Below are 25,283 nucleotides of genomic sequence, written 5' to 3'. Positions count from 1 at the left end.
ATGACGTCGGTGCCCCTCCGGCCATAGTGACCCATGAGGGGCCGACTCGGACACCGGACGCCCGGCCACTCAGCGACCACTTAGCAACACTTACCTGGACCACGTAGAACCATTAAGTGGACCTTCACCGACGGGGAGCCGAGACTACTCCCATGACGACCTCACGCAAGCCCGCTCCGCCCTTCGGCCGCACCCTCTGCGCGATGATCACGCCGTTCACCGAGGCGGGCGCCCTCGACCTGGACGGCGCCCGGCGGCTGGCCGCGCGGCTGGTGGCGGAGGGCTGCGACGGGCTGGTCCTCAACGGCACCACCGGCGAGTCGCCCACCACCACGGACGAGGAGAAGACGCGGCTGGTCGCGGCCGTACGGGAGGCGGTCGGCGACCGCGCCGCGCTGATCGCGGGCGTGGGCACGTCTGACACCCGGCACACGGTGGAACTCGCCCTGGCGGCCGGGAAGGCGGGCGCCGACGGCGTCCTGGTCGTGACCCCGTACTACAGCCGGCCCCCGCAGGAGGCCGTGGCCGCCCACTTCCTGCAGGTCGCCGACGCGAGCGGACTGCCCCTGATGCTGTACGACATCCCGGGCCGCACCGGCACCCGCATCGAGCCCGACACCCTGATCCGCCTCGCGCGCCACCCGCGGATCGTGGCCGTCAAGGACTGCTCCTACGACTTCCTCGGCACTCAGAAGGTGCTGGCGCAGACGGAGTTGGCCTACTACGCGGGCTGCGACGAACACGTGCTGGCGCTGTACGCGGTCGGCGCGGCGGGCTGCGTCAGCACGGTCGCGAACGCCGTACCGGGCCACGTCGCCGCCGTCCTGGCCGCGTTCGACGCGGGCGACACCGCCCGCGCGGCCCGACTGCAGCTGGCGGCGACGCCGCTGATCGAGGCGATGACGGGCGCGGGCCTGCCCGGCACGGTCACCGCGAAGGCCCTGCTGTCCCGCCTCGGGCTCCCCGCGGGCCCGGTACGCGCCCCCCTGCTGCCCGCCGACCCCGAGACGGCGGACACCCTGCTGGCCCACTACGAAACACTGGCCCACCCCTGACCGACGGCGCCACGAGCCCGGCCGCTCACCCCCGCCGCCACGCGCAGCGCCCCTGCACCGGCACACGGCGAGGGGCGCTGCAAGGAGCAGCACTCCAGCCGCCCGTCGTCGGTCGACCGGAGCCGAGCGGCGCTCATCGCAGCGGGTCAGATCTCACGAAGGTACGCATCTCGATGGCAAGGCGGCGCATGTCCTCTCCAGGAGCATGGCTGGTCGTCATCTCGAAACGCCATTCACCATCAGGGAGCCGGTCGCGCAGCCCCCACCTCAACCGGACGTGTGATCCTGCGTGCTCGGCGGCCAGCGTCAGGTCGCCCTCAAGCGAGCGCCAGGTCCTGATGCCGTTCCATCCGCGGAAGTCTTCTGCCAGCTCGGCAAGGAAGACGTCGAGGCCGTCACCGTCCCAGGTCCTCACCTTGACCTGGATCCGCACCGACTCACCTCGAGCCGTCACGAGGAAGTCACGCATCACGTCATCACGCTCTTCCGGGAAGGAGCGTGTCAGCTGGTGGAAGCGCAGACCGATCGCTCGGTAGCGGTCACCTCCGACCCGCACAGCTGGGCCGTCCTCGTCTTCCTCCCTCACGAGTGCAGGTTACGGGCACGAGGATCACGGTGACCACGCCAGGAGCGCCCTCCCGGGCCGTCCGCGGGCCGTGGAAGGACGCTCAATGGTGACCGACGTAGACGGGTGCCGACAGCTCGGCAGCAGGTCAGCGCCCGCCCGAGGTCCCGGTAGGCGAGGAACTGAGCGTGCCTGTGGGGTGTCTCGCCCGGCTGCCGCTCCCATGGGTCGACGTCGGGGGCGAGGGGGAGAGGTGTCAGGTTCACCGGTGGCCGGCCTTTCTGGTGGAGGGGTGGCGGCCGCGCTCGGGTGGTCGCGGCCGCCGTGGTGTCGGGGCTGTGAGCGGTGTGCGGCCGGCGGGATACGGGACCGCTCGAACTCCTCGTCGCGGGCGTGGAGGTCGGCAGCCGCGGCCATCAGGACGCCCAGGGCGATCCTGCCGAACGGCTCGGAGGGCGGCGGCCCTTCCTGTACAGGGTCGTGAAGGAGCAGCCTGGAGCCCGGCCGCTCCTTCTCAGGCGCCGGCGCCGCCGTCGACCGGGACGATCGCACCGGTCACGTACGAGGCGCGGTCGCTGAGCAGCCAGGCGGCTGCCTCGGCGATCTCCCTGGGCTCACCCATCCGGCCCATCGGGATCCTTGCCCTCATCGCTTCGATAAGTCCGGGAGTCGCCGCTTCCCATTCGTCGATCATTTCGGTGGCGGTGCCGCCGGGCGTGATGCCGTTCACCCGGATGTTGGCGGGGGCCAGGTCGACCGCGGCGGTCTCGGTGAGGCTGTTGAGCGCGCGCTTCATGGCTCCATAGGCGGGCAGGCCGGGATTGGCGCGGCGGCTGCCGATGCTGGAGGTGTTGACGATGGACCCGCCGCCGCCCTGCCGCATGAGGGCGACCTCGGCGTTCATGGCGGTCCAGTGCGAGCGGAAGTTCACGGTGAACTGCTCGTCGATGTCCTCATCGGTGGTGACGTCGACCGGGCCGGGCTGCTGGATCACCGCGCCATTGTTGAATGCACCATCCAGCTGTCCGTGCAGCTCCTCGACACGGTCGACGGCGGCGCGGATGCTCGCACGGTCGGCCAGGTCCAGGGTGACGGCGTCGGCGACACCGCCGTCGGCGCGGATCTCCTTCACGATGCGGTCCAGGGCGTCGGTGCTGCGGGCGGCGAGCACGACAGCGGCGCCCTCGGAGGCGAAGAGCCGAGCCGAGGCCGCCCCGATGCCGCGGCTGGCGCCGGTGATGAAGATGACCTTGCCAGTGAGCAGGCCGATGGGTGCGCTGTCGGTGGCGTTCGTGTCGTTCGTCATGGCCATAGCGTCCGGCCGGCCGCCGGCCGGATACAGGCACAGGCTGTACCAGGATCCGCCACCGCGCCGCGCGCACACTGGGCGTATGGACAAACGGGAATTCGGGGCGTTCCTCCGCAGCCGCCGCGAGCGGCTCCGCCCGCAGGACGTCGGCCTCCCCTCCGGCCCGCGACGCCGCACACCAGGTCTTCGCCGCGAGGAAGCAGCGGTCCTCGCGCATGTCTCCACGGAGTACTACATCCGGCTCGAGCAGGGCCGGGCGCCACGCCCCTCGGGCGACGTCCTGGCCGCCATCGCGGGAGCGCTGCGGCTCACCGACGCAGAGTCCGACCACCTCCACGTCCTCGCGGGCACCGCGCCGAACCGCACCCGACAGCACCGGCGCGATGTTCGCCCCAGCATCCTCGCGCTCCTGGAGCGGCTGCCCCAGACGGCCGGCTTCGTGATGTCCGCCGCATGCGAGGTCCTCGCCTGGAACGACCTCGCGGCCGCGCTCATGGAGGACTTCACCCCGCTCGCCCGTAAGGACCGCAACCTCGCCCGCAGGGCCTTCCCCGGGCCGCAGCGCGCCGATGCGCCGCTGTACGGGATCTCCGACGCCGCCGACTTCCGCCTCAGCGTCGTGATGCAGCTCCACACCACCCTCGCCCGCTACCCCACCGATCCCGCGGTGAGCGGCCTCGTCGACGAACTCCGCGATGCCAGCCCCGACTTCGCCCGGCTCTGGGAACGGCGCGACGTACAGGCCGCGCCGATGCTCACGAAGACCTTCCACCACCCGACCGTCGGCGAGGTCACCGTCGACTGCGACACCCTCACCCTCACCGACCGCGACCAGTACCTCGTGCTCTACAGCGCGCCGCCGGGATCCCCCGGCGCCGAAGCCTTGGCCCTGCTGAACGTCCTTGGAGCGCAAGCAAGTCACCACCCGCGGTAGCGCCACACCCAGCCGCCGCGAGCATCATCGCGGCAGGAGGCGTACCGGGCCCGCCGGCGGTCGGCCGAGCGGGTGCGCGAAGCCGTAACGGCCCCGGCCGGTGTGACGGCTCCCGGATCCCTCTCCGGGCTGGCTCTGGCCGGCGTGGACGCCCATGTTGCTCGTCGGCGCACATGGGCCTCTCGGCCCATGTGCTAGCGAATGGCCCAACGAGTCGAACACCCGAGGCGCAGGCAATCCCCTGAACGCCGCCCGCGTCGCCGCCCGCTACATGCATTCCACAGGCTGGCCGCAGCCTCATCCCACAGGGCATGCATATAGTGCGGAGGGCACATATAACTGGACGTCAGCGCATTTGCTGGACAGAGCGGTGCGCCTGACCACTAGAATTCGATGCCCTTGCAAAAGGGCGCCGGGGGCCAACATTCCATCGACGTCGGTGAGGATACGCCCCCCGGCGACCCCACACGGTGAAGCGCGACGACGCTCCCTCACTCAGGGAACGAAAAGTACAGCTCACGCAGGCAGGGCAAACGCGCTGCGAGGCATTGCTCCACCGACGCGGCATCGGTTCGCACAAGGACGTCCTCACGCAGCGGGGCCCCGCTGGCTACGAAGGTCCACGGCTTACGTCTCTCTGCCATCCGCTCGGCGTCAGCCCTGATCAGCACCGTTATGCCCTGTTCGGCCAACACTTCCATGTCGCGGCAACGTTCACCGGCGCCCCCCCTTTAGAGGGCGGTTCGTAAGTTGATGTCCGTTTCTGTGTGCGGCAGGGACGGGGCCGCTCATGTGGTGGGAGAGAGCTGTGCACGCACCCATCCGGGATCGGGGTTGACGTGCGGCTGGCCCGCCACCATGACGGTCGGTACGGTCTCGTCGCCGTCGTTGACTGCCCTCACCGCCGCCGCCCCAGCCGGGTCGCGCCAGATGTCGACCCAGTGCAGCTGGTTGGCGCTGCGGCCCAACCGGATCCGCAGGCGCAGGCAGTACTTGCAGCCGGCCCTCCAGTAGACGATCGGTCGGCCGTCGACCGCGCTGCGGCGCTGAGCCTCCATCGCGCTGATCGACCGGGGGAACGCCAGCGGTGAGTTCAGTCCCGCGAGCAGGACAAACATGAGCAGTAGCAGGGGAACGGCGGCGCCGGGAAACGCCCTGACCGCCCATACGGTCGCAACGAGCGAGCCGCAGACCAGGAAGAGTATCGGCAAGATCCATGCGCGCGTCATGATGACGCAGGCTATCGGTGGCGCGTATAAGGGAAGCGTGCGCTGGTGTCCATTTCCAGCTGGTCAAGAGCAGGGCCGCTGGCCGCGGTGCTCGGCCGCTCCTGCTTCCTGGTGAAGCTGCCGACGTCTACCTGGGTGTTCGCGGCGAGGACGACGACCGCGATGACAGGCCGAGAACGTCCACGGCAAGGCCGCGCTTGCGGCCGGACACCCGTTTGGCCGGATCGTGGCCGCTCGTGGAGGCGGGGACCCCGGCGGCCACATGGACACTCTGGGTGTCCAGGACTCTCTTGAATCCCAACTGGGAGCTCCGTGAGATCATCGCGGTCAGTCGGCCAGACAACAAGAGAACGCCTCCCCTGCTCGGACCTGACGAATTTCATGCGGATTCGATTTCAGGTCCGGAAACGTCACCCAGCGCCTCACGCCCCTCGAACACGACAATGGTGTTGTCTGCATCCACGGATTCACGAAGATCCTGCGCGACATTTGCATCACGGGGATTCGGCGAGTTGAGACGTGCTGGCGAAAGAAGCCGACCGTGTCAAGGAAAGTGGGCTTCCCTGCCCCGGGCGTGCCTCGGAGGATCATAAGCGATCCACGATCGACGGCGCGCATGTCCATGAAACGCTCGTCCAGTTCTTCAAGCATCGGTTCCTCAGGAACGATGATCGATGTCAGCGTCTCATCACCAAGATCACAAAGTCGCTCAAATACGGGCCGTGTGTCTCCAGTTCACGGCTGCGCCTCTCGGTCGCAGCGACCTGAGTGGAAGCCCGACAAGTGCCCGGTGCCTAGAGCTAGATCACACGTTGGCATCCAACGCACGAACGCCCTTCCGGGCCGTGGAAGGGCGCTCAGTGATGACCAACGTCGACAACTGCCGACAGCTCGGCAGCAGGTCAGGGCGTTGATCGGTTCGGCGGCCGCAGGTCACGGCCGCCCGTGGTCAGTTATGGCTGTTCTGATCGCGATGCAGGCCAGGGGGTCAGCCTGCCCCAGGGGCCGTCTCGGGGCCGTCCTCGGCGCTCCCCGGGGCCTGGAAGACGCGGTCCACGGCGGCCCGGGTGCGCGCCTCGCTGTTCGGCATCAGGTGCGTGTACGTGCGCAGGGTGAAGCTCGGGTCGTGGTGGCCCAGGTACTCGCTCAGGGCCTTGATGCTCTCCCCTGCGTCCAGGAGCACCGAGGCGTAGAAGTGGCGGAGGGCGTGCATGCCGTTTTCGCGTCCCAGGGGGATGCCGGCGGATGCGAGAGCCGGTCGCCACACGTACTGGTTGAAGCGGTTCCGGTGCAGAGCCAGAGCCTTATTCCGAGCGTTGGCGAACAGCAGGGAGGCCGAGACGGGCGGGCCGTCCAGAGTCTTCCAGGGCAGCGTGACCTCTACCGGCTCGTGCCTCGTGATGTGATCGGCCAACGCGCGGGCAGGTCCACAGACTGCCCGACGCGCCGGAAGCTTACGGGGCCATGATCACTCGCGCTAAAGCAGCTCCCGGCCAAAGTCGCTACGCCGACCTCGTGACCACGCAGCAGGACTCGTCAACCACGATCCTTGTCGAATCGGAGCGCTTCAAGCACAGCGGGAACGTCGTCCCTCTTGCACTTCGCCAAAGCCCTCCTGCCAAGGTCCCAACGGCTTACTTCACGCATCAGCGGGGTGAAGCGAAGCTTGAGGGCCATGATCAGATAAGCCCAGAATGTCATCAGGTGGCCTCCGCGCAGGCCAAGAGGGCCCGCAGTTCAGTCACCACCTGAGATCAAGAGAAGCTCATGCACGCCTACAGCGGCGTGCTCCCGAAGCTGGGCGCACCAAGTGGTTAAGCGATTGGGGCACCAACGATACACGAGACACACGGCCGCCCGTGCCCCTCGTGTGCCAGTTCGCAAGGCACGTCAGGGGGAGCCACGGGGAACAAGCGGCAAGCGCGCCAGGAACACGCAGATCAACACAGCCCTAGGTGAGCGGCGCCCCACGTACGCGATCTTCCAAACTGGTGCTCCAAAGGCCCGGGCAAGGGTGACCGGGTTATTGAGACTCCACCGCCCGGCGTACGCAGCCAGGCGATCACCATCGGCTTGGAAACTTACCGTTAAACAGAAGGTTAAGCGCGGTGAATGCGTCCGCGTGTTTCTCGTTCTTGTAAGCCTCAAGGGCACGCCGAGCACGGTTCGCTGCACTACTTACTTTGCTCAGCGATATTCCTTTAGAGTAATCCGAGCTGCACGGATTGATTCGCCCAGAGACTCTTTTTGGGTCATTCATGGCGGCGAGACCATGCGACCGCAATTCCTCGAACAGATAACACATGTCGTACACCCAGACGACGGCAGATTGCCGCGAAATGTATTCGGCAGCCCTCATCTCAAGGTAAAACGACGACACGGGAACGTCATTGAAATACTTCCACCCCTTCAATAGACGGGCCATGTGCTTGGCGGAGCCCGAGATGCCCGGCCTGGTATTAACCTCCGTCACATACTTATTGTGAGCATCAGGGGAAGAAATGATCCAGTCGCCACCTGGCGCCGGGATCCAGTAGGAAAAATCTCCGTCCGCCGATCTGATATAGGCAGGGGTGACCTCAATATCTCCGTTCCAGAACTTGCAAACAACGGCAGGCCTAGAGACTCTTATCGAGGTCAGAGGATACCGAGCAGACAGGGCCGATTTAACTCGTGCTAGCGCGGTGTCCGACGATGGGCGATCTCCCTTCAGGCTAACCATGAAGTCCGAATCGCTATGGTTCCGAACCCCAGTGCCATGTCTCAATGATCCGGTCTCGAAGAGGCGGAAAATACCCAGCCTGTTGTCCAAGCAAGACTCGATTTCCTGACGGTGCTTACTAGCGGCCTCGAACTGCATGGGTGTAGGAGTGAGTTTGGAGATCAGCTCGGAGAATGCCTGATCCACGGTCTTTGCCATGCAGAATCACCTCTCAGATTGTCCAGAGTTAGCCCTAGGCCAGGCCAGCCTCGGTGACTTCGTGCACAAAGTCATCGACGGACATGTCCATGGTCTTCTGACTCCTCTTCTTGCGCCTCCTGTAAAACCAGTCAGGAATCGGCGCGTTACTTTGCCTGCTTATCAAAATGCAGTCTTGAAGCTGTCGACAGTCATTTTCGCTTGGCTGCTCGCCTTGCTCTATGGCACGACGCCACATGGCAAGGGCCTTGCCCTCAGCCTTTTGTTTTGTCTGCAGACTATCCACATTGGCTCGCCAAATCTCCACCGCTTCCTTCACCGAGGGCAGAAGAGGAAGATAGAAGCCAACAATCGCACCCGCAAGCGATGCATTTAGCAGCAGAGAAAGTGCCGTCGTGCAGCAGATGAGGAGGAGCGTGAAACCAGCGATTGTCGCCGCCCAAGCACGATGGGCAGAAATTGACCAGCCCAGGTTACTGCGCTGACATATCAGCACATCGAGCGGGCGCGGGACGGATTGAGTATCCGTATACCAGTCATGAAGATCATTCTTGGGATATCTTAGTGCGGCCTCATTGATGAGGGAGTTAGATGGACGCTCCGCAAGAATATCGTTCCACGGCAGCCCGAAAACTGTAACGTCGAACAACTCCTGCACCGATGAGGCTTCACGCGCCTTTCTCTTCTCCCTGGCCGACCCGAGGAGACTGACCCCAAATCCGACAAAAGCTGACCCGGCACCTATATACAGTCGAGCACCAGGGAATGTCGATGCGGCCAAAACACTGAGAATACTTGAGGTGAAAACGAGGGTTACCCTAAGATTGTATATATTCTTCGCATCGGAATAGAGTCGCCTTTGGGCGCCCAAAAGCTTTATGCAGGTTGCAGAGTTCTGTGTCTCAAATATGCGTGTCACAACACCTTGCCTCGAACGCCCCGGTCTGACCCCTTGTCAAGGCCTGATGGTAGCCCAGCAGTTCGACCACCGACGACCAAATCCGACAACCATCGGTGCGTCTCGTGCATCAAAGCCGCCGCAAGTAGGTGCGCTACCGACCTGCGTCCCGCGAGCGCAGTGACATGCGCTGCTCCGCCCTCCCGCACTCATCAGCGTGTCCTTAACGCACCAGCGCCCTCCCGGGCCGTCCTCGGGCCGTGGAAGGGCGCTCAGTGATGACCAACGTCGACAACTGCCGACAGCTCGGCAGCAGGTCAGGGCGTTGATCGGTTCGGCGGCCGCAGGTCACGGCCGCCCGTGGTCAGTTGTGGCTGTGCAGGATGTCGTTCAGGCCGCCCCAGACCGCGTTGTTGGGGCGGGCCTCCACCGTGCCGGTGACCGAGTTGCGGCGGAAGAGGATGTTGGAGGCGCCGCTGAGCTCGCGGGCCTTGACGATCTGGCCGTCGGGCATGGTGACGCGGGTGCCCGCGGTGATGTACAGGCCCGCCTCGACCACGCACTCGTCGCCGAGCGCGATGCCGACGCCCGCCTCGGCGCCGATCAGGCAGCGCTCGCCGATGGAGATGACGACGTTGCCGCCGCCGGACAGGGTGCCCATCGTGGAGGCGCCGCCGCCGATGTCCGAGCCGTCGCCGACCACGACGCCCGCGGAGATCCGGCCCTCGACCATGGACGTGCCGAGCGTGCCGGCGTTGAAGTTGACGAAGCCCTCGTGCATGACCGTCGTGCCCGACGCGAGGTGCGCGCCGAGACGGACCCGGTCGGCGTCGGCGATGCGGACGCCCTTCGGGACGACGTAGTCGGTCATGCGCGGGAACTTGTCGATCGAGGTCACCTGCAGGTGCAGGCCCTCGGCGCGGGCGTTCAGCCGGACCTTCTCGACGTCGTCCACGGCGACCGGGCCGAGCGAGGTCCAGGCGACGTTGGCCAGGTGGCCGAAGACGCCGTCCAGGTTCTGCCCGTGCGGCTTGACCAGGCGGTGCGAGAGCAGGTGCAGGCGCAGGTAGACGTCGTGCGCGTCGATCGGCTTCTCGTCCAGGGAGGCGATGACCGTGCGGACCGCGACCACCTCGACGCCCCGGCGGGTGTCCGGGCCGGTCGCCGCGGTCGCTCCGCCGCCCAGCAGCTCCGCCGCCTGCTCGGCGGTCAGCCGCTCGGTGCCGGCGGGGCCCGGCTCCTCGACCAGCTCGGGGGCCGGGAACCAGGTGTCGAGGACGGTGCCGTCGGAGGCGATCGTGGCGAGGCCGGCGGCGACGGCGCCGGTGGTACGGGTAGCAGAGTCGGTCATGGGAGAAAACCTAACGCGGGCGGGGCGGTGAGGGCTAACCGCGTCCCCTGTGCCGGGCGCGTGGTCCGGGGATCACCCGGGCGAGCCGGCCGGCCGCACCGGCCGCCCGCCGCGCCGCCGGTTCTCCGGGCGCGGTGACGGCCGTCCGCCCTGCGCCGCCGGGCGGGCGGCCCGGGCATGCGACAGGGGCCGTGGCACGCGGCCACGGCCCCTGTCGCGGGCTTCGTCCCGGGCGCCGTCAGACGTTGAACCCGAGCGCGCGCAGCTGCTCGCGGCCGTCGTCCGTGATCTTGTCCGGGCCCCACGGCGGCATCCAGACCCAGTTGATGCGCAGCTCGTTGACCAGGCCGTCCGTGGCGGACCTGGCCTGGTCCTCGATGACGTCCGTCAGCGGGCAGGCCGCCGAGGTCAGGGTCATGTCGACCGTGGCCACGTTGGAGTCGTCGATGTGGATGCCGTAGATCAGGCCGAGGTTGACCACGTCGATGCCCAGTTCGGGGTCGACGACGTCCATCAGGGCCTCGCGGAGTTCCTCCTCGGAGGCCGGCTTCATCTCGACGGTGTCGCTCATGCGGTCTTCCTTTCGGCGTCGGCGCCGTCCAGCGCCTGGGCCGTCGCGTCCTTCCACGCCATCCAGCTCAGGAGGGCGCACTTGACCCGCGCCGGGTACTTGGAGACACCGGCGAACGCGACCGCGTCCTCCAGCACCTCCTCCATCGCGTCGTCCGGCTCGATCCGGCCCTTGGACTGCATCAGCTCCAGGAAGGTCTCCTGGATCCGCCGCGCCTCGGACAGGTCCTTGCCGACCAGCAGTTCGTTGAGGACGGAGGCGCTGGCCTGGCTGATCGAGCAGCCCTGGCCCTCGTAGGAGACGTCCTCGACCCTGGTGCCGTCGTACTTCACGCGGAGGGTGATCTCGTCGCCGCACGTCGGGTTCACATGGTGCACCTCGGCGTCGCCGTCCCGCAGACCACGCCCGTGCGGGTTCTTGTAGTGGTCCAGGATGACGTCCTGGTACATCGAGTCCAGCTTCACGGTGTCAGCTCACGCCCCTCAGCCGAAGAAGTTCCGTACGTGCTCCAGCCCCTCGACCAGTGCGTCGATCTCGGCCGGCGTGGAGTACAGATAGAACGACGCTCGCGTGGTCGCGGGAATTCCGTAGCGGAGGCAGACCGGGCGTGCGCAGTGGTGGCCGACGCGGACCGCGATGCCCTGCTCGTCGAGGACCTGGCCGACGTCGTGCGGGTGGATGTCGCCCAGGGTGAAGGAGATCGCCGCACCCCGGTCCTCGGCCGTGGTCGGGCCGATGATCCGCAGGTCCGGAACCTCCGCCAGGCGCTCCACCGCGTACTTGGTGAGCGCGTGCTCATGGGCGAGGATCCGGTCCATGCCGATCGACCGGAGGTAGTCGATCGCCGCGCCGAGGCCGACCGCCTGGGCGATCGGGGGCGTGCCCGCCTCGAACTTGTGCGGGGCGGGGGCGTAGGTGGACGAGTGCATCGAGACGGTCTCGATCATCTCGCCGCCGCCGAGGAACGGAGGGAGGTCCTCCAGCAGTTCCTGGCGGCCCCACAGGACGCCGATGCCGGTCGGGCCGCACATCTTGTGGCCGGTGAAGGCGACGAAGTCGGCCTGCAGTGCCTGCACGTCCAGCGGCATGTGCGGGGCGGCCTGGGAGGCGTCGATGCAGACGAGCGCACCGACCTCCTGGGCGCGGCGGATTATCGTCTCGACCGGGTTGACCGTGCCCAGGATGTTCGACACCAGCACGAAGGAGACGATCTTCGTCTTCTCGGTGATGATCTCGTCGATGTCGGACAGGTCGAGGCGGCCGTCGTCGGTGAGGCCGAACCACTTCAGCTTCGCGCCCGTGCGCTGCGCGAGCAGCTGCCACGGCACGATGTTGGAGTGGTGCTCCATCTCCGTGATGACGATCTCGGTCTCGTGGTCCACCCGGTAGGGCTCGTCGGCCCAGCCCAGCATGTTCGCCACGAGGTTCAGCGACTCGGAGGCGTTCTTGGTGAAGATCACCTCGTCGCGGCTCGGCGCGTTGATGAACTCGGCGACCTTGTCGCGCGCGCCCTCGTACAGCGCCGTGGCCTCCTCGGCGAGCACGTGCACGCCCCGGTGGACGTTGGCGTTGTGCTGCTCGTAGTACTCGGCGAGCACGTCGAGCACCTGGCGCGGCGTCTGCGAGGTCGCCGCGTTGTCCAGGTACACGAGCTTCCTGCCGTCGTGGAGCACGCGGTCCAGGATCGGGAAGTCCTTGCGGAGCGCCTCGGTGTCGAGGAGGCCCGGCAGCTGTGTCACGCGGATGCGCCACCCTTCACGTAAGCCTCGTAGCCCTCGTTCTCCAGCTTGTCCGCGAGCTCGGGGCCGCCGGACTCGACGATGCGGCCGCCGGCGAACACGTGGACGTGGTCGGGCTTGATGTAGCGCAGGATGCGCGTGTAGTGCGTGATCAGCAGGGTGCCGACCTCGCCGGTCTCGCGGACGCGGTTGACGCCCTCGGAGACGATGCGCAGCGCGTCGACGTCCAGGCCGGAGTCGGTCTCGTCGAGGACCGCGACCTTCGGCTTGAGCAGTTCGAGCTGGAGGATCTCGTGGCGCTTCTTCTCACCGCCGGAGAAGCCCTCGTTGACGTTGCGCTCGGCGAAGGAGGGGTCGATGTGGAGGCGCTCCATGGCCTCCTTGACCTCCTTCACCCAGGTGCGCAGCTTGGGGGCCTCGCCGCGGATGGCGGTGGCGGAGGTGCGCAGGAAGTTGGAGACCGAGACGCCGGGGACCTCGACCGGGTACTGCATCGCCAGGAACAGGCCCGCGCGGGCGCGCTCGTCGACGGACATCTCCAGGACGTCCTCGCCGTCGAGGGTGACGGTGCCGCCGGTGACGGTGTACTTGGGGTGCCCCGCGAGCGAGTAGGCGAGGGTCGACTTGCCGGAGCCGTTGGGGCCCATGATGGCGTGCGTCTCGCCCTGCTTCACGGTGAGGTCGACGCCCTTGAGGATCTCCTTCGTGGCGTTGTCGGCCTCGACGGTGACGTGCAGGTCTCGGATTTCAAGCGTTGCCATGGGTGCCTCAGGACTCCTGGGTGAGGGAGACGAGAACGTCGTCCCCTTCGATCTTTACGGGGTATACGGGGACGGGGCGCGTGGCCGGGAGGCCGGACGGCTTGCCGGTGCGCAGGTCGAACGCGGAGCCGTGCAGCCAGCACTCGATCTGGCAGTCCTCCACCTCGCCCTCGGAGAGGGAGACGTTCGCGTGGGAGCAGATGTCGTGGATGGCGAACACCTCGCCCTCGGTCTTCACGACCGAGACGGGGGTGCCGTCGAGCTCCACCCGCTTCGGGGTGTCGTCCTCCAGCTCGCTCAGCCCGCAGGCGCGTACGAAGGTCATGCGACCGACGCCTCCAGCTCCTGCGCGATCTTGGCGAGCAGACGCTCCTCGATGTCGGCGACGCCGATCTGCTGGACCAGCTCGGCGAAGAAGCCGCGGACCACCAGGCGGCGCGCCTCGTGCTCCGGGATGCCGCGGGCCATCAGGTAGAACAGCTGCTCGTCGTCGAAGCGGCCGGTGGCGGAGGCGTGGCCGGCGCCGACGATCTCGCCGGTCTCGATCTCCAGGTTCGGCACCGAGTCGACGCGCGCCCCGTCGGTGAGGACCAGGTTGCGGTTCATCTCGTAGGTGTCCGTGCCCTCGGCCTCGGCCTCGATGAGCACGTCGCCGATCCACACCGCGTGCGCGTCCTCGCCCTGCAGCGCGCCCTTGTAGACGACGTTCGACTTGCAGTGCGGGGTGTTGTGGGTGACCAGCAGGCGGTGCTCCTGGTGCTGGCCGGCGTCGGTGAAGTACAGGCCGAACAGCTCGGCCTCGCCGCCGGTGCCGGCGTACGACACGCGCGGGTGCAGGCGTACCACGTCGCCGCCGAAGGTGACGACCACGGACTTGAAGGAGGCGTCCCGGCCGACCAGCGCGTTGTGCTGGGCGACGTGGACGGCCTTGTCGTCCCAGTCCTGGACGGAGACGACGGTCAGCTTGGCGCCGTCGCCCAGGAGGTAGTCGACGTTGGCGGCGAGCACCGCGTCGCCGGTGTGGTCGATGACCACGACGGCCTCGGCGAAGGCGCCCAGCTCGATCACCTGGTGGCCGAAGGCGGTGCCGCCCTGGCCGTGCACCGCGATGCGGATCGGCTCGGTGAGGACGGTGTCCTTCGGGACGGTCACGACCGAGGCCTTCTCGAAGGCGGAGTAGGCCTGGGCGGCGACGCGGTCCACCGGGGTGCCGGCCCTGCCGAGCCGTGCGTCGTCCCGGCCGACGGTCTCCACGACGACGCCTTCGGGGGCCTGGACGTCGACCTTCACGCCGTCGCCGTTCGCCACGGCGGTGCCGTCGTGCAGGCCGCGCAGCCGCTCCAGCGGGGTGAAGCGCCATTCCTCCTCGCGGCCGTGCGGGACGGGGAAGTCCGCCACGTCGAAGGAGGGGGGCGCGCTCATGCGCGAGACGACGGTCGACTCCGCGGCGACCGCGATCGAGCCCGCGGTGGTGGATCCCACGGGTGGCGGGCTCCCCGCTCGAGCGGAGCCGAGAGTGGGGGAGTTCTGGGCCTCAGCCATGGCTGTCGGTCTGCTCTCTTTCCTGCGTTGCGTTCCTCGGCCCGCCCCGAAGGCGGGCCGCTGGCTACGGTGACGGGTGGCGGGTCAGCCGACCGCGCCCTCCATCTGCAGCTCGATCAGCCTGTTGAGCTCCAGCGCGTACTCCATGGGCAGCTCCTTGGCGATCGGCTCGACGAAGCCGCGCACGATCATCGCCATGGCCTCGTCCTCGGAGAGGCCGCGGCTCATCAGGTAGAAGAGCTGGTCCTCGGAGACCTTGGAGACGGTGGCCTCGTGGCCCATGGACACGTCGTCCTCGCGGACGTCGACGTACGGGTAGGTGTCCGACCGGGAGATCGTGTCGACGAGCAGCGCGTCGCACAGCACGTTGGACTTCGATCCGGCGGCGCCCTCGCCGATCTCGATCAGACCGCGGTACGAGGTGCGGCCGCCGCCGCGCGCCACGGACTTCGAGACGATGTTGGACGACGTGTTCGGCGCCATGTGCACCATCTTGGCGCCCGCGTCCTGGTGCTGGCCCTCGCCCGCGAAGGCGATGGACAGGGTCTCGCCCTTGGCGTGCTCGCCCATCAGGTAGACGGCCGGGTACTTCATCGTCACCTTGGAGCCGATGTTGCCGTCGATCCACTCCATGGTCGCGCCCTCGTAGGCCACGGCGCGCTTGGTGACCAGGTTGTAGACGTTGTTCGACCAGTTCTGGATGGTCGTGTAGCGGCAGCGGGCGTTCTTCTTGACGATGATCTCGACGACCGCGGAGTGCAGGGAGTCCGACTTGTAGATCGGGGCCGTGCAGCCCTCGACGTAGTGCACGTAGGCGCCCTCGTCGACGATGATCAGGGTCCGCTCGAACTGGCCCATGTTCTCGGTGTTGATCCGGAAGTAGGCCTGGAGCGGGATCTCGACGTGCACGCCCTTCGGCACGTAGATGAAGGAGCCGCCGGACCACACGGCGGTGTTCAGCGCCGCGAACTTGTTGTCACCGGCCGGGATGACCGTGCCGAAGTACTCCTTGAAGAGCTCCGGGTGCTCCTTCAGGGCGGTGTCGGTGTCGAGGAAGATGACGCCCTGCTCCTCCAGGTCCTCGCGGATCTGGTGGTAGACGACCTCCGACTCGTACTGGGCGGCGACACCGGCGACGAGACGCTGCTTCTCGGCCTCCGGGATGCCCAGCTTGTCGTAGGTGTTCTTGATGTCCTCGGGCAGGTCCTCCCAGGACTCCGCCTGCTTCTCCGTGGAGCGCACGAAGTACTTGATGTTGTCGAAGTCGATGCCCGACAGGTCCGATCCCCAGTTCGGCATCGGCTTCTTCTCGAAGAGCTTCAGGCCCTTCAGGCGCAGCTTGGTCATCCACTCCGGCTCGGACTTCTTCGCCGAGATGTCGCGGACGACCTCCTCGTCGAGGCCGCGCCTGGCGGAGGCACCGGCCACGTCGGAGTCGGCCCAGCCGTATTCGTACTTGCCCAGGCCCTCGAGTTCGGGGTGGGCAGTCTCCGTGGGGAGAGTCATGCGGGGTTCCTCCCGGCCGTGCTTGCAGGTGCGTCAGTGGAAATCTTGGGAATGAACGTCGTGCAGACGCCGTCGCCGTGCGCGATGGTCGCCAGTCGCTGGACGTGGGTACCCAGCAGCTCCGCGAAGACTTCCGTCTCCGCCTCGCACAGCTGCGGGAACTGTTCGGCGACGTGGGCGACCGGGCAGTGGTGCTGGCAGAGCTGCTCGCCGACCGGGGCGCTGCGTGCCGTAGCAGCGTACCCGTCGGCGCTCAGGGCCTTGGCCAGCGCTTCGGCGCGTTTGTCGGGGCTCGCGGCCTCGACGGCCTCGCGGTACGCGCTCGCCTGCGCGGTGATCCGGGCGCGGGCGAAGGCGGCGACCGCCTGGGGGCCGCCCCCCTGCTCGGCGATCCAGCGGAGCGCGTCCGCGGCGAGCTTGTCGTACGACTGGTCGAAGGCGTCCCGGCCGCAGTCGGTGAGCGCGAAGACCTTGGCGGGCCGGCCGCGTGTGCGCGTGCCGTACACCCGCTGTTCGCGTGCCTCCACGACGTCGTCGGCGACCAGCGCGTCCAGGTGACGCCGGACGGCCGCCTGGGTCAGTCCCAGCCGGCCGGCGAGTTCGGCGACGGTCGACGGCCCATGGTCCAGGATGGACCGCGCGACCCGGTTGCGCGTGGAGCGCTCACCGGTCGCGAGTTCCTCCTGCGGGGTTCCCACCGGGGTCTCCCGAGCCTCGCCGACGTTTTTCACAACGCCATTGTTGCGTAATTCCGCGAAGCCTGACAAGCGACGTCCGGATCACCCGGCGGTGCCCTGCGTCACTTAGGCACACCTAATCCGACCTGCGGCAACGATCTTCCGGCCGGCCGGTCCGGCGCCCCGCGCGGGCGGGCGGTGGGGCCGCGCGCACCCGTCGGAGCGACTCCCGAAGGGCGTCCACACCCCCTCCGACCGGCCCTCTTGTCGCTCAGGACACCACGGCCCAGCGGCTGCGCCGGCTCGGTGCCGAAAGGGGCGGGATCCTCCGCGTGCACTCCTCGCTCCGCTCCCCGGCCGGGTCGGCGCAGGGCCCGTCGCCGCGGTCGGGGAAATCGTCGCCCCACTGGGCCCTTCGGGGACGCCGGCATCCGGGCCACCCGGCCCCCGCACGGCCCGCTGATCACCCCGTCGCGCGGGGCCGCCTGATCCCCGGGGCGATGCGGTCCCGGCCGGGCGCCCTGCGCAACGCCCCTCCGCAGCTGCCCCTCCCGCCTCGGCCCGCACGCCGCGAAGAGCACCGGCGGCCACCGGCTCCGCGAGGAGTGCTTTCCCCACCCGCCCGCCTGAGGACCACGCGCTCTCCCTAGACTCTGGGCCATGCGAAGTGAGCCCGTGGTCCAGGTCCAGGCCCTGGTGAAGCGGTACGGCACGAAGACCGCGGTGGACGGCCTCGACCTGGTGGCCGGGCCGGGCGTGACCGCCGTGCTCGGCCCCAACGGGGCGGGGAAGACGACCACGGTCGAGACCTGCGAGGGGTACCGCACGCCGGACTCCGGCACGGTGCGCGTCCTGGGTCTCGACCCGGTGCGGCAGTCCGCCGAGCTGCGGCCCCGCATCGGCGTGATGCTCCAGTCCGGCGGCGTCTACTCGGGCGCCCGCGCGGAGGAGATGCTGCGGCACGTGGCGAGACTGCACGCGCATCCGCTGGACGTGGACGCCCTGATCGAGCGCCTGGGCCTGGGCTCGTGCGGCCGGACCGCCTACCGCCGGCTGTCCGGCGGCCAGCAGCAGCGGCTCGCGCTCGCCATGGCCGTCGTGGGCCGCCCGGAGCTGGTGTTCCTCGACGAGCCGACCGCCGGCCTGGACCCGCAGGCCCGCCGGGCCGCCTGGGACCTGGTGCGGGACCTGCGCGCCGACGGCGTCTCGGTGATCCTCACCACGCACCACATGGAGGAGGCCGAGCAGCTCGCCGACGACGTGGCGATCATCGACGGCGGCCGGGTCGTCGCCCAGGGCTCCCCGGAGGAGCTGTGCCGGGGCGGCGCCGAGAACACGCTGCGCTTCACCGGCCGCCCCGGCCTCGACGTCGGCTCCCTGCTCAAGGCGCTCCCGGCCGACTGCACGGCCGCCGAGCTGACCCCGGGCTCCTACCGGGTCGTCGGCAAGGTCGACCCGCAGCTGCTGGCCACCGTGACGTCCTGGTGCGCCCAGCACGGGGTGATGCCGGACCGGATCTCGGTGGAGCGGCACACGCTGGAGGACGTCTTCCTGGAACTGACCGGCAAGGAGCTGCGTTCATGACCACCGCGCCGGGCGCCTACACCCCGAAGCCGGGTGCGGCGCCCCTTCCCCGCATGATCGCGGCGCAGGCGGCGCTGGAGACGAAGATGCTGCTGCGCAACGGCGAGCAGCTGCTGCTGACCGTCGTCATCCCGACCCTGCTGCTGGTCCTCTTCAGCTCGGTCGACATCGTGGACACCGGCAAGGGCAGGGCGGTCGACTTCCTCGCCCCCGGCGTCCTGGCGCTCGCCGTGATGTCGACGGCCTTCACCGGCCAGGCCATCGCCACGGGCTTCGAGCGCCGCTACGGCGTCCTGAAGCGGCTCGCCGCCTCTCCGCTGCCGCGCTGGGCCCTGATGGCCGCGAAGACGGCGTCGGTGCTGGTCACCGAGGTCCTCCAGGTCGTCCTGCTGACCGTCATCGCCTTCGCGCTGGGCTGGTCCCCGCACGGCAGCCCGGCGGCCGTCCTGCTGCTGCTGGTCCTCGGCACGGCCGCCTTCTCCGGGCTCGGTCTGCTGATGGCGGGCACCCTAAAGGCGGAGGCGACGCTGGCCGCCGCCAACCTGGTCTTCCTGCTGCTGCTCGTCGGCGGTGGGGTCGTCGTCCCGCTGGAGAAGTTCGGCCCGGCGGGACAGCAGGTGCTGGGGCTGCTGCCCATCTCCGCGCTCTCCGACGGCCTTCGGGACGTCCTCCAGCACGGCTCCGGCATGCCCTGGGGCGACCTGGGGATCCTCGCCGTCTGGGCGGCGGCGGGACTGGCCGCGGCCGGGGCGTTCTTCCGCTGGGAATGACCCCGGGCCGGGTGCGGGCGGCGACGGAGCGTGGGTGAGGGCGGCCCGGACGCGGCTGCGCGCCCCGGCGGGAGCCACCCTCGTGAACGTGTGCACAAGCCGCGCCCTACGATGGTGGGCGTGCCAAAGCTGAACCGCGCCGACGCCGAGGCGGCCCTGCGCAACCCGCTCGCCTTCATCGCCGACCGCTGGACCCCGGACCCCCGGACCGTCCGGCGGGCGGCGCTCGCCGCGCTCGTGATGTCGGTGGTCATCGTCGTGACCGGCGGCGCCGTCCGGCTGACCGGCTCGGGTCTGGGCTGCCCCACCTGGCCCACCTGCACCGACGACTCGCTGACCACCACCCGGGCGATGGGCGTCCACGGGGTCATCGAGTTCGGCAACCGCATGCTGACCTACGTGCTGTGCGCGGCCGTCGGCTGGGCCATCGTCGCCGCCCGTGCCGAGAAGCCCTGGCGGCGCAGCCTCACCCGGCTGGGCTGGGCGCAGTTCTGGGTGGTCATGGGCAACGCGGTGCTGGGCGGCATCGTGGTCCTGGTCGGCCTCAACCCGTACACGGTCGCCGCCCACTTCCTGCTCTCCTCGGCGCTGATCGCGGTCGCCACGGTGATGTGGCAGCGGGCCCGGGAGGGCGACGGGGCGCCGCGTCCGCTGGTCGGCGCGGCCGTGCAGCAGCTGGTGTGGGTGCTGGTGCTGGCGTCCGTGCTGCTCATCGCGGTCGGCACGGTGGTGACCGGCGCCGGGCCGCACGCCGGGGACTCCAGCGAGGTCGACCGCATCCCGATCGACTGGGAGACGGTCGCCAAGCTGCACGCGGTGCTCGCCTGGATCGTGGTCACGCTGACGTTCGCCCTGTGGTTCGTGCTGAAGGCGGTGGACGCGCCGCAGGCACCGCGGGCGCGGACGCGTGAGCTGTTCGTCGTGCTGCTGTGCCAGGGGACGCTGGGGTACGTCCAGTACTTCACCCACCTGCCGGAGGCCCTCGTCGCCGCCCACATGCTGGGCTCCGCGGTGATGTGGATCTGGGTGCTGCGCGTCCAGCTGTCCCTGCGGGAGCGCCCGGCGCTCACCGCGGACCTGCCGGGCGCCTCGGCCGAAGCACCGGCCGGCGCCCGCGTGTGACGCACCCGCACGCCTGACCGGGGCGTCGATCGCCGGGCCGAGGCAGGCTCGGCGTGCCGTCCCGTCCTCGCCGGGCGGAGCGGGGCGCGGCTCGGCGGGCCGGGGGACGCCGGTGCGCTCCCGAGGGCCGCGCGGACCCGTCCGGGCGCCCTGCGCGAGGCGCACCCGCGGCCCTCGCCCCACGGCCCTCGCCCCGCGGCGGAGGGAGAGCAGCGGGGGCGAGGCGGGCACACCCGACCGGCCCCGGTGGACGAGCCGGGCTGCCCGGATCCTGTTTCTCGGCGGGGGCCACGACTCCTCCCCGACCATCCGCCTCACCGGGCACCGGACACCGGCGCCCCCCCACCGAGGTCGGCGGCCCGCTCCCCGGGCGGTCCCGCACGTCCAGCCGCCGCCTGCGCGATCCGCCGCGGCCGAACGGTCCGAAGGGCGGGCCGCCGCGGGCGCAGCAGCCGGGCCGACGCCCGGCCGCACCGGTCCGCGGCCCGGTCGCAGTCCCCCGGCTCCCGGTGGCACCGCCCGCGCACAGCGTCGCGCGGCCGGTCGCGTGGCGCGGGCTCGAACGGGGCCCCCGCCACCCTCGTCACGGCCGGTACGACGGCGACCGAGCCGGGTTTCCGGACTGCCGGACCGCCGTCACCGGTTCTCGCGCCAGTCCTTGCACCCGCCTGCACCCGCCGCGCGCCCTCGACGGCTCAGCCCCCCTCAGGACGCGGGACGGCGGCTCACGGACGAGCGCTGTGCCCGCCGGGCCACGTGGACGCCGTGGGACCCGTGGGACCGGCCCGCGGGGCACGGCGTTCCGGTCATCCCGACGGCGCCTTCCCGCACGCGGGCCCGCGCCCCCGCGGTCCGGCTGTTCAGCCGCCCACCTGGATACCGGCCATCCGCTTCCACTCGTACGGTCCCGTCGTCACCTTCGCCGCGAACTCGCCGTCGAAGGACTCGTGGACCGTGATGCCGGCCTTCCGGACAGCCTGCTCGGCGATGGCGTGGCTGGGGGCCACGAGGTCGCCCCAGCCGCCGTCCTGGCCGACGAGGACGATGCGGGCGCCGCGCTCGCCGAGGTAGGACACCTGGCCCTCGGCGCCGCCGTGCGACTTGGCGAAGGCGCTGATCTGGTGGGCGAGCCGGGCCGCCTTGCGCTCGGCCTTCGGGTCAACCTGCTGCGTGTCTGCCATGCCAGGATGCTACTCATGGGTAGATCGACTGGCGAGGGCAGAGCCCTGTGAGATACGCCCGGCGCGCTCCTGCGGGCGCCCGGCGCGCGTCAGCGCAGGAACGGGTCGACCGCGACCGCCACGAAGAGCAGCGACACATAGGTGATCGACCAGTGAAACAGCCGCATCTCCTTCAGCTTCGCGCCCGTCACCTCGGCCTTGGCCCGGTTCTGCAGCGCGTGCGCCTCCCACAGCCACCAGCCGCCCGAGGCCAGCGCGACCGCCGTGTAGAACCAGCCCGTGTACCCGAGCGGGGTGAGCAGCAGGGAGACCGCGACCATCACCCAGCTGTAGACGACGATCTGCCGGGCGACGACCTTGTTGGAGGCGATGACCGGAAGCATCGGCACGCCCACGCGCGCGTAGTCGTCCTTGACCTTCATGGACAGCGGCCAGTAGTGCGGCGGCGTCCAGAAGAAGATCACCAGGAAGAGGACGACCGGCGCCCAGGAGATCGAGTTCGTCACGGCCGACCAGCCGATCAGCACCGGCATGCAGCCCGCGATGCCGCCCCACACGATGTTCTGCGAGGTACGCCGCTTGAGGATCATCGTGTAGACGACGACGTAGAAGAGGAGCGCCCCGAGTGACAGCCATGCGCTCAGCCAGTTGACGGTGAGCCCGAACAGCAGCGTCGAGACGACGGCGAGGGTGATGCCGAAGACCAGGCACTCGCGGGGGCTGACCATGCCGGTCACCAGCGGGCGCTGGGAGGTCCGGTCCATCAGGGCGTCGATGTCCCGGTCGATGTACATGTTCAGCGCGTTGGCGCCGCCCGCCGAGAGGTAGCCGCCGACACAGGTCAGCAGCACCAGCCGCAGGTCGGGCACGCCCTGCTGCGCCAGGAACATCACCGGCACGGTCGTGATGAGCAGCAGCTCGATGATCCGCGGCTTGGTCAGCGCCACGAACGCCTTGACACGGGCCCCGAACGGCCGGTGGACCGGGTTCTGGCTCGCTCCGAGCGCACCCTCCCCCAGACCCTCAAGGGCCCGGGAGGTGCCCCCAGGACGGGATTCGACGGCCGTCACGCACACCCCTGACAGAGACATCCCAGCAAGCCCCCCGAGTGACGTGTGGGTGAAGGCTCGCGCGTACCACGCCACTGTAGACGTTGCCCATACCCCGGCCTGTCGCGGGGGTGGGGTCGTGTTCGCCGGGCCGGTCCGGCGTGCGCACACAGGCTCGATTGAGCAGTCAGATGAGCGGCTCCGTATTCATGTGCCACATGCCTTCCCGGCCGGTCGGGAAGGCATGTGGCATCGAGTCCCGGCAGTCTGGAAACGCTCGAAAAGGCGCACGTCCCCACGGGGGTAGGCTCGACAGCGCCGGCGGGCGACAAGCCCGTCGGCGGCCGGGTGGGGGCATGCCCCGAAGACCGGCGACCGACATGTGGAGAGGAGCCCTGACCCAGGGTGAGCACCAAGCCGACCACCACAGCCCTCGAGTGGACCGAACTGGACCAGCGGGCCGTGGACACCGCCCGTGTCCTGGCCGCAGACGCCGTACAGAAGGTCGGCAACGGCCATCCCGGTACGGCGATGAGCCTGGCCCCGGCCGCCTACACCCTCTTCCAGAAGGTGATGCGGCACGACCCGGCCGACCCGGAGTGGGTCGGGCGCGACCGCTTCGTGCTGTCCGCCGGCCACTCGTCCCTGACCCTCTACACCCAGCTCTACCTGGCCGGCTTCGGCCTGGAGCTGGACGATCTGAAGGCGTTCCGGACGTGGGGCTCCAAGACCCCCGGCCACCCGGAGTACGGGCACACCAAGGGCGTGGAGACCACCACCGGTCCGCTGGGCCAGGGTGTCGCCAACGCGGTGGGCATGGCGATGGCCGCCCGCTACGAGCGCGGTCTGTTCGACCCGGACGCGCCCGCCGGCGAGTCCCCCTTCGACCACTACGTCTACTGCATCGCCGGTGACGGCTGCCTCCAGGAGGGCATCTCCGCCGAGGCGTCCTCGCTGGCCGGCCACCAGAAGCTCGGCAACCTGATCCTGCTGTGGGACGACAACCACATCTCGATCGAGGGCGACACCGAGACGGCCGTCTCCGAGGACACCGTCAAGCGGTACGAGGCCTACGGCTGGCACGTGCAGCGCGTCGAGCCGAAGGAGAACGGCGACCTGGACCCGCAGGCGATCTACGCCGCGATCCAGGAGGCGAAGAAGGTCACGGACCGGCCGTCGTTCATCGCGATGCGGTCGATCATCGCCTGGCCGGCGCCGAACGCGCAGAACACCGAGGCCGCGCACGGCTCGGCGCTCGGCGAGGAGGAGGTCGCGGCCACCAAGCGCGTCCTCGGCTTCGACCCGGAGAAGACCTTCGAGGTCGCCGACGAGGTCATCGCCCACACCCGCAAGGCGCTGGAGCGCGGCGCCGAGGCGAAGGCGCAGTGGGAGAAGTCCCTCCAGGTGTGGCGGGACGGCAACCCCGAGCGTGCCGCCGAGTTCGACCGGATCAGCAGGGGCGAGCTGCCCGCCGGCTGGGAGGACAAGATCCCGGTCTTCGAGCCCGGCAAGGGCGTCGCGACGCGTGCCGCGTCCGGCAAGGTGCTGCAGGCGCTCGGCGCGGTGATCCCCGAGCTGTGGGGCGGCTCCGCCGACCTCGCCGGGTCGAACAACACGACGATCGACAAGAACAGCTCCTTCCTGCCCGAGGGCAACCCGCTGCCGGAGGCCGACCCGTACGGCCGCACCGTCCACTTCGGCATCCGCGAGCACTCCATGGCCGCGGAGCTGAACGGCATCACGCTGCACGGCAACACCCGTGTCTACGGCGGCACCTTCCTGGTCTTCTCCGACTACATGCGCAACGCGGTGCGCCTGTCGGCCCTGATGCACCTGCCGGTGACGTACGTGTGGACGCACGACTCCATCGGTCTGGGCGAGGACGGCCCGACCCACCAGCCGGTGGAGCACCTGGCCTCGCTGCGCGCGATCCCGGGCCTGAACGTCGTGCGCCCGGCGGACGCCAACGAGACCGCGATCGCCTGGCGGGAGATCCTCAAGCGCTGGACCAAGGAGTTCGGCAAGGGCCAGCCGCACGGCCTCGCGCTCACCCGGCAGGGCGTGCCGACCTACGAGCCGAACGAGGACGCCGCGCGTGGCGGTTACGTCCTGTTCGAGGCCGAGGGCGGCGAGCCGCAGGTCGTCCTGATCGCCACCGGTTCCGAGGTGCATGTGGCGGTCGAGGCGCGTGAGCGGCTGCAGGCCGAGGGCGTGCCCACCCGCGTGGTGTCGATGCCGTGCGTGGAGTGGTTCGAGCAGCAGGACCAGGGGTACCGGGAAGCCGTGCTGCCGCCGTCCGTGAAGGCCCGTGTCGCCGTGGAGGCCGGCATCGGCCTCACCTGGCACAAGTACGTGGGGGACGCCGGCCGCATCGTCTCGCTGGAGCACTTCGGTGCTTCCGCCGACGGCAAGGTGCTCTTCCGGGAGTTCGGTTTCACCGCCGAGGACGTGGCCGCGAAGGCGCGGGAATCCCTCGCCGACGCTCAGCGCTGACGCTCACATACGACACGTAGGAGATGT

General features: G+C 69.3%; 23 protein-coding genes and 2 pseudogenes. 6 read left to right on the top strand and 19 right to left on the bottom strand.

From position 1 onward, the window contains the following. Nucleotides 1–152 precede the first annotated feature (152 nt). Nucleotides 153–1,055, top strand: coding sequence for a 4-hydroxy-tetrahydrodipicolinate synthase (gene dapA, locus ABZ261_RS14170; protein WP_356858811.1), 903 nt, complete (start codon nt 153–155; stop codon nt 1,053–1,055). Between the two features lie 133 nt (nt 1,056–1,188). Here dapA and ABZ261_RS14165 read toward each other — a convergent pair whose 3' ends face one another. Then, the gene (locus tag ABZ261_RS14165; RefSeq protein ID WP_356858809.1) at nt 1,189–1,641 is read right to left on the bottom strand and encodes a DUF6228 family protein; all 453 of its coding nucleotides are present in this window, start codon (nt 1,639–1,641) and stop codon (nt 1,189–1,191) included. A gap of 493 nt (nt 1,642–2,134) precedes the next feature. After that, nucleotides 2,135–2,926, bottom strand: coding sequence for an SDR family oxidoreductase (locus ABZ261_RS14160; RefSeq protein WP_356858807.1), 792 nt, complete (start codon nt 2,924–2,926; stop codon nt 2,135–2,137). Nucleotides 2,927–3,011: 85 nt separating this feature from the next. Between ABZ261_RS14160 and ABZ261_RS14155 the strand changes: the two genes are divergently transcribed. Then, entirely contained in the window at nt 3,012–3,863 is an 852-nt protein-coding gene (locus tag ABZ261_RS14155; protein ID WP_356858805.1) for a helix-turn-helix transcriptional regulator, read from the top strand. Between the two features lie 788 nt (nt 3,864–4,651). On the opposite strand, the gene ABZ261_RS14150 is transcribed toward ABZ261_RS14155, so the two are convergent. The 15 genes and pseudogenes from ABZ261_RS14150 to ABZ261_RS14080 all read right to left on the bottom strand — a co-directional run bounded on the left by ABZ261_RS14150 (nt 4,652) and on the right by ABZ261_RS14080 (nt 17,111). Further along, nucleotides 4,652–5,092 carry a glutaredoxin domain-containing protein gene (locus ABZ261_RS14150; protein ID WP_356858803.1) on the bottom strand — a complete coding sequence of 147 codons (441 nt, stop codon included), beginning with the start codon at nt 5,090–5,092 and terminating at the stop codon, nt 4,652–4,654. A 137-nt stretch (nt 5,093–5,229) separates the two neighbouring features. Beyond that, nucleotides 5,230–5,378 (bottom strand): annotated as a pseudogene (locus tag ABZ261_RS14145) (IS5/IS1182 family transposase); the annotation flags it as partial. Nucleotides 5,379–5,419: 41 nt separating this feature from the next. Beyond that, the gene (locus ABZ261_RS14140) at nt 5,420–5,743 is read right to left on the bottom strand and encodes a hypothetical protein (RefSeq protein WP_356858801.1); all 324 of its coding nucleotides are present in this window, start codon (nt 5,741–5,743) and stop codon (nt 5,420–5,422) included. 337 nt (nt 5,744–6,080) lie between these two features. Beyond that, nucleotides 6,081–6,506, bottom strand: a pseudogene (locus tag ABZ261_RS14135) (tyrosine-type recombinase/integrase); the annotation flags it as partial. Between the two features lie 648 nt (nt 6,507–7,154). Further along, nucleotides 7,155–8,012, bottom strand: coding sequence for a nucleotidyltransferase (locus tag ABZ261_RS14130; RefSeq protein ID WP_356858799.1), 858 nt, complete (start codon nt 8,010–8,012; stop codon nt 7,155–7,157). A gap of 34 nt (nt 8,013–8,046) precedes the next feature. Continuing rightward, a complete protein-coding gene (locus ABZ261_RS14125) occupies nt 8,047–8,931 on the bottom strand; it encodes an S-4TM family putative pore-forming effector (protein ID WP_356858797.1) in 885 nt (294 codons plus the stop codon). A gap of 343 nt (nt 8,932–9,274) precedes the next feature. Continuing rightward, on the bottom strand, nt 9,275–10,261 hold the full coding sequence (gene dapD, locus ABZ261_RS14120) for a 2,3,4,5-tetrahydropyridine-2,6-dicarboxylate N-succinyltransferase (RefSeq protein ID WP_356858795.1): 987 nt from the start codon (nt 10,259–10,261) through the stop codon (nt 9,275–9,277). Nucleotides 10,262–10,499: 238 nt separating this feature from the next. Then, nucleotides 10,500–10,832: a metal-sulfur cluster assembly factor gene (locus ABZ261_RS14115; RefSeq protein ID WP_356858793.1), complete on the bottom strand. Its 333-nt coding sequence runs from the start codon at nt 10,830–10,832 to the stop codon at nt 10,500–10,502. After that, on the bottom strand, nt 10,829–11,296 hold the full coding sequence (sufU, locus tag ABZ261_RS14110) for a Fe-S cluster assembly sulfur transfer protein SufU (RefSeq protein ID WP_356858791.1): 468 nt from the start codon (nt 11,294–11,296) through the stop codon (nt 10,829–10,831). The genes ABZ261_RS14115 and sufU overlap by 4 nt, the downstream gene beginning before the upstream one ends. An 18-nt stretch (nt 11,297–11,314) precedes the next feature. Next, complete coding sequence (locus ABZ261_RS14105) at nt 11,315–12,571, bottom strand: cysteine desulfurase (RefSeq protein WP_356858789.1); 1,257 nt, start codon at nt 12,569–12,571, stop codon at nt 11,315–11,317. Continuing rightward, a complete protein-coding gene (gene sufC / locus ABZ261_RS14100; RefSeq protein ID WP_356858787.1) occupies nt 12,568–13,332 on the bottom strand; it encodes a Fe-S cluster assembly ATPase SufC in 765 nt (254 codons plus the stop codon). The genes ABZ261_RS14105 and sufC overlap by 4 nt, the downstream gene beginning before the upstream one ends. A 7-nt stretch (nt 13,333–13,339) precedes the next feature. Beyond that, nucleotides 13,340–13,657 (bottom strand): non-heme iron oxygenase ferredoxin subunit, encoded by a 318-nt coding sequence (locus tag ABZ261_RS14095; protein WP_356858785.1) that lies wholly within the window; start codon nt 13,655–13,657, stop codon nt 13,340–13,342. Beyond that, the gene (gene sufD, locus ABZ261_RS14090; protein WP_356858783.1) at nt 13,654–14,874 is read right to left on the bottom strand and encodes a Fe-S cluster assembly protein SufD; all 1,221 of its coding nucleotides are present in this window, start codon (nt 14,872–14,874) and stop codon (nt 13,654–13,656) included. The genes ABZ261_RS14095 and sufD overlap by 4 nt, the downstream gene beginning before the upstream one ends. Nucleotides 14,875–14,958: 84 nt before the next feature. Further along, nucleotides 14,959–16,380 (bottom strand): Fe-S cluster assembly protein SufB, encoded by a 1,422-nt coding sequence (gene sufB, locus ABZ261_RS14085; protein ID WP_356858781.1) that lies wholly within the window; start codon nt 16,378–16,380, stop codon nt 14,959–14,961. Next, nucleotides 16,377–17,111, bottom strand: a complete 735-nt coding sequence (locus ABZ261_RS14080) for a metalloregulator ArsR/SmtB family transcription factor (RefSeq protein WP_356858779.1) — start codon at nt 17,109–17,111, stop codon at nt 16,377–16,379. Before ABZ261_RS14080 ends, sufB begins: the two co-directional genes overlap by 4 nt. Before the next feature lie 606 nt (nt 17,112–17,717). On the opposite strand from ABZ261_RS14080, the gene ABZ261_RS14075 reads away from it, so the two are divergent. From ABZ261_RS14075 to ABZ261_RS14065, 3 genes are all read left to right on the top strand, one after another. After that, complete coding sequence (locus ABZ261_RS14075) at nt 17,718–18,641, top strand: ABC transporter ATP-binding protein (RefSeq protein WP_356858778.1); 924 nt, start codon at nt 17,718–17,720, stop codon at nt 18,639–18,641. Further along, on the top strand, nt 18,638–19,411 hold the full coding sequence (locus ABZ261_RS14070; RefSeq protein WP_356858776.1) for an ABC transporter permease: 774 nt from the start codon (nt 18,638–18,640) through the stop codon (nt 19,409–19,411). The genes ABZ261_RS14075 and ABZ261_RS14070 overlap by 4 nt, the downstream gene beginning before the upstream one ends. 111 nt (nt 19,412–19,522) lie before the next feature. Beyond that, nucleotides 19,523–20,533 carry a COX15/CtaA family protein gene (locus ABZ261_RS14065; protein WP_356858774.1) on the top strand — a complete coding sequence of 337 codons (1,011 nt, stop codon included), beginning with the start codon at nt 19,523–19,525 and terminating at the stop codon, nt 20,531–20,533. An 860-nt stretch (nt 20,534–21,393) separates the two neighbouring features. On the opposite strand, the gene ABZ261_RS14060 is transcribed toward ABZ261_RS14065, so the two are convergent. Further along, complete coding sequence (locus ABZ261_RS14060; RefSeq protein ID WP_356858772.1) at nt 21,394–21,714, bottom strand: hypothetical protein; 321 nt, start codon at nt 21,712–21,714, stop codon at nt 21,394–21,396. A gap of 89 nt (nt 21,715–21,803) precedes the next feature. Beyond that, a complete protein-coding gene (locus tag ABZ261_RS14055) occupies nt 21,804–22,805 on the bottom strand; it encodes a heme o synthase (RefSeq protein WP_356858770.1) in 1,002 nt (333 codons plus the stop codon). A gap of 363 nt (nt 22,806–23,168) precedes the next feature. Here ABZ261_RS14055 and tkt point away from each other — a divergent pair, with 363 nt between their 5' ends. After that, complete coding sequence (gene tkt, locus ABZ261_RS14050) at nt 23,169–25,256, top strand: transketolase (RefSeq protein ID WP_356858768.1); 2,088 nt, start codon at nt 23,169–23,171, stop codon at nt 25,254–25,256. The last annotated feature ends 27 nt before the right edge of the window (nt 25,257–25,283 follow it).

This window comes from Streptomyces sp. NPDC006193, assembly GCF_040613915.1.
In the GTDB taxonomy this organism is placed as follows: Bacteria; Actinomycetota; Actinomycetes; order Streptomycetales; family Streptomycetaceae; genus Streptomyces.
Note: the sequence above shows the minus strand (reverse complement) of the source record. Positions and strands in the feature narration are given on the sequence as shown.